General features: G+C 64.5%; 2 protein-coding genes and 1 pseudogene. All 3 read right to left on the bottom strand.

The window, feature by feature from the left end:
- Positions 1-243: 243 nt before the first annotated feature.
- On the bottom strand, positions 244-1641 hold the full coding sequence (gene lpdA, locus Q7O19_RS13390; RefSeq protein ID WP_303810983.1) for a dihydrolipoyl dehydrogenase: 1398 nt from the start codon (positions 1639-1641) through the stop codon (positions 244-246).
- Between the two features lie 17 nt (positions 1642-1658).
- Positions 1659-2885, bottom strand: coding sequence for a 2-oxoglutarate dehydrogenase complex dihydrolipoyllysine-residue succinyltransferase (gene odhB / locus Q7O19_RS13385; protein ID WP_303810982.1), 1227 nt, complete (start codon positions 2883-2885; stop codon positions 1659-1661).
- 13 nt (positions 2886-2898) lie between these two features.
- A pseudogene (sucA, locus tag Q7O19_RS13380) lies at positions 2899-3330 on the bottom strand (2-oxoglutarate dehydrogenase E1 component); the annotation flags it as partial.

The following is a 3330-nucleotide window of genomic DNA, read 5'->3' as shown; positions in this document are numbered from 1 at the left end:
GCAGCGTCGTCCCCCGCACCTCATCCAGCGGCCGCGCCACCATCACCAGGCCAGACACCACCCACAGGATGATCTGGATGCCAACAAAAACCCCGGTCCACAGATGGAGCCAGCGAACGGTGCGAGTGGTGCGGGGCGACAGCATGGATGTGGCTGTAGCGGGGAGCGGGCGAGCCGTCACCTGTATGCGTGTCTGGCCTTGCTGCGTGAAAGCTGGCGCACTGGCGTGCAGCCGGCGGCGCATCATATGTGAATGGCTTTGCCCGTCACCGCCATCGCCGCCTCCTTCAGCGCTTCCGAATGCGTCGGATGCGCATGACAGGTCAGCGCGATATCCTCGCTCGACGCGCCAAACTCCATCGCCTGTGCAGCCTGCGCGATCATCGTGCCGGCCATAGCGCCGATGATGTGCACGCCCAGCACGCGATCAGTCTTGGCATCCGCCAGCACCTTCACGAAGCCATCGGTGTCGCGGTTGGTCTTGGCTCTGCTGTTGGCGGCAAACAGGAACTTGCCAACCTTGTAGGCGATGCCCGCGGCCTTCAATTCCTCTTCCGTCTTGCCCACGGTGCCGACTTCCGGGTGGGTATAGACCACGGCCGGGATCACATCGTGGTTCACATAACCGGCCAGGCCGGCGATATTGTCTGCGCAGGCCAGGCCTTCGTCTTCGGCCTTGTGGGCCAGCATCGGGCCTTCCACCACATCGCCGATGGCCCAGATGCCGGGCACCTTGGTGGCGAAATCATGGCCGATGGGGATGCGGCCCTTGGCATCGAGCGTGAGGCCCGTTGCGGCCAGGTTCAGGCCATCGGTGTTGGGCCGGCGGCCGATGGAGAGCAGCACGACATCAGCGGTGATGGTTTCAGCAAGCCCGCCAGCGGCCGGCTCCACGGTCACCGTAGCGCCAGCGCCGGTCCGTTCGACGCTCACCACCTTGGTGGCGGTCTTCAGCACCAGGCCCTGCTTGGTGAGGATCTTGGCGAAGGCGTTGGCCACTTCGATATCCATCGCCGGCACGATGCGCGGCGCATATTCCACCACGGTCACCTTGGCGCCCAGGCGGCGCCACACGCTGCCCATTTCCAGGCCGATATAGCCGCCGCCGATCACCACCAGATGCTCGGGCACCTTCGGCAGGTTCAGCCCTTCGGTGGAGGTGACGATCACCTCCCCATCCGGCGTCATGCCGGGCAGCAGGGCCACTTCGGAACCGGTGGCGATGACGAAATTCTTCGCGGTGATGGTGCGATCACCCACCTTCACGCTCTTGGCGTCGATGAAGCTGGCTTCGCCCTTGATCCACTCCACCTTGTTCTTCTTGAACAGCATCGCGATGCCGCCGGTCAGCTCTGATACCGCCTTGTCCTTCTCGCCCAGCAGGGCGGAAAGATCGAAGGAGACATTGTCGGCCTTCACGCCAAACTTGGCCAGATGACCGCCAGCCAGTTCCTCATAGAGATGGCTGCCGTTGAGCAGCGCCTTGGACGGGATGCAGCCGACATTGAGGCAGGTGCCGCCCAGCGCCGCGCGCTTTTCCACGCAGGCGACCTTCAGGCCATGCTGGGCCGCACGGATGGCGCCGACATAGCCGCCGGGACCGCCGCCAATGATGACGACATCAAATTCAGGGTTGGCCATGGGGTGGGCCTTTCTTGTTACAGGTCGATCAGCAAACGCGCCGGATCTTCAATGGCTTCCTTGACGCGCACCAGGAAGGTGACGGCTTCGCGGCCATCGATGAGGCGGTGATCGTAGGACAGCGCCAGATACATCATCGGGCGGATCACGATCTGGCCGTTCTTCACCACCGGGCGATCCTCTACCCTGTGCAAGCCGAGCACGCCCGATTGCGGCGGGTTGAGGATGGGGGTGGACAGCAAGGAGCCGAACACGCCGCCGTTGGAGATGGTGAAGTTGCCGCCCTGCAACTCGTCGATCTTGAGCGTGCCCTTGCGGGCGCGGTCACCGAAATCGGCGATGTCCTTCTCGATCTGGGCAAAGCTCTTGGCCTGGGCGTTGCGCAGGATCGGCACGACCAGCCCGCCGGGTGACGACACCGCGACGCCCAGATCGGCATAATCCTTGTAGATGATTTCATCGCCTTCGATGGCGGCGCCCACCGAGGGCACATCCTTCAACGCCAGCACCACGGCCTTGGCAAAGAACGACATGAAGCCAAGCCGGATGCCGTGCTTCTTTTCAAACATGTCCTTGTATTTGGCGCGGGCCTCGATCACGGCGGTCATGTCCACGTCGTTGAACGTGGTCAGCATGGCGGCGCTGTTCTGGGCTTCCTTCAACCGGCGCGCGATGGTCTGGCGCAGACGGGTCATCTTCACCCGCTCCTCGCGGCGCTCGGCCGGGGCGGCGGCAGCGGCCGCGACAGCAGCAGGGGCCGGGGTGGCAGCGGATTTCAGGCGGGCAGTGCCGGCCTCGATCGCGGCGAGCACATCACCCTTGGTCAGTCGGCCATCCTTGCCGGAGCCGCCGACGCTGGCGGGATCGAGATTATAAGTGTCGAGCAGGCCGCGAACCGCCGGGCTGATGGCGTCATAGGCCGGCGTTTCCGCGGCCGGCGCCGGCGCGGCAGCAGGCGGAACCGGGGCGGCAGCGGCCGGCAGCGGTGCGGCAGCCGCCGGCACCCCGCCCTCCACGATCCGCGCAATCAGCGCGCCAACCGTGACAGTGTCGCCGGTCTGGAACAATTGCTCGCCCAACACGCCGGCCACCGGCGACGGCACTTCCACCGCCACCTTGTCGGTTTCCAGCGCCACAATGGCCTCGTCGGCCGCCACCGCCTCGCCGGGCTGTTTGAGCCACTGGCCAACGCTGGCTTCGGTGATGGATTCGCCCAGGGCGGGCACGATAACATCGGTTGCCATGCTCTTGTCTTTCTTATTTTTTCTTGAGGCCGCCGCGGATCGCGGCCTTCACTTCAGTGGTCGTCGCGCCCAGTGCTTCGGCCACCAGCTTGGCCTGCTCGGCATTGTGACGCTTCAGAAGGCCCGTCGCGGTCGCCGCCGCTGCAGCACGGCCAGCATAGATTGGGCGCTTGCCCGTTGCCTGCTCAATCAGCGGGTTCACGAACGTCCAGGCGCCGCCGTTCTGCGGCTCTTCCTGGGCCCAGACCACGGCTTCCAGATTCGGAAATTTCGCTGCATATTCAGCAACAACGTCACCCGGGAACGGATAGAGCTGCTCGACACGAAGCAGATAGACGTCGTCCCGGCTCTCCTTCTCGCTGGCGTCGAGCAGATCATAATAGACCTTGCCGGTGCACAGCACGAGGCGCTTCACCGCTTTCGGATCACAGGGCTTCAGATCATC

The sequence above is a fragment of the Sandarakinorhabdus limnophila DSM 17366 genome (assembly GCF_945882885.1).
Lineage (GTDB): Bacteria > Pseudomonadota > Alphaproteobacteria > Sphingomonadales > Sphingomonadaceae > Sandarakinorhabdus > Sandarakinorhabdus limnophila_A.
The sequence above is the reverse complement of the archived record's forward strand: the minus strand, read 5'-3'. Positions and strand labels throughout refer to the sequence as shown.

Coding starts and splice junctions, on each gene's coding strand:
- lpdA (WP_303810983.1), bottom strand. CDS start 1,641: ATGGCCAACCCTGAATTTGATGTCGTCATCATTGGCGGCGGTCCCGGC.
- odhB (WP_303810982.1), bottom strand. CDS start 2,885: ATGGCAACCGATGTTATCGTGCCCGCCCTGGGCGAATCCATCACCGAA.